Source organism: Vibrio sp. 1562 (assembly GCF_033340155.1).
In the GTDB taxonomy this organism is placed as follows: domain Bacteria; phylum Pseudomonadota; class Gammaproteobacteria; order Enterobacterales; family Vibrionaceae; genus Vibrio; species Vibrio alginolyticus.
This window is the reverse complement of sequence record NZ_JAWOVY010000256.1, coordinates 1-765: the sequence shown is the minus strand read 5'-3', so window position 1 is coordinate 765 and position 765 is coordinate 1. Positions and strand designations below refer to the sequence as shown.

Genomic DNA, 765 nt, shown 5'->3' with positions numbered 1-765 from the left:
ATTTGCTTGAGCTCGTTAAAAACAAACGAGTAAAAAACTTTTTGTTCATGTCCACTCGTGAAGTGTATGGAAACTTAGAGAGTCAAGAGCTGATCCGCGAAAGGGACTTTGGCAGCTTTGACCCATTGGACTCAAGATCTTGCTACCCAGAGAGTAAAAGAATGGCTGAGACATTGTTACAAAGCTACGCCATTCAGCATGACGTTCCTTTCACTGCAGTGAGAATCGCTCATTCTTACGGGCCAGGTATGTTCCTAAATGATGGACGCGTGATGTCAGATTTAGTTGGTTGCGTGATAGATAATCAACCAATAGTGCTGAAAAGCGATGGAAGTGCGCTGCGCTCATTTTGCTATGTCACAGATGCTGTATCAGCAATGCTTTTGGTGTTGTTAAAAGGTGAGGTAAATACTGCGTACAACATTGCCAATGAAACGGAAGAAGTTTCGATATTGCAACTGGCAAACCTTCTTTCGGACCTAGGTGGTGGTATTTCTTCTGTTAAGCATGAAATATCTAACGACAATGCGTATTGTCAATATAAAAGAACCAAGTTGTGTACGGAGAAAATTGGAGCTTTGAGCTGGAAGCCAAGGGTTGATCTGAAATCTGGTCTAGAGAAAACTATCGAGTTTATTAGGTAAGTTAAATTGAAAAAACTAACATTTGAGCAGCTCAGAAGCGTACAGATGTCTATTTTAGATAGAGTGCATCTGTTTTGTGAGCGTCACGATTTGGAGTACTCGCTGGCGGGTGGAACGCTGT

Annotated in this window: 1 protein-coding gene; it reads left to right on the top strand. The window is 41.8% G+C overall.

What is annotated here, in order from left to right:
* A partial coding sequence (locus R7Z49_RS24495; RefSeq protein ID WP_318112297.1) for an NAD-dependent epimerase/dehydratase family protein occupies positions 1-644 on the top strand: 644 nt, incomplete at its 5' end.
* Positions 645-765: the final 121 nt, after the last annotated feature.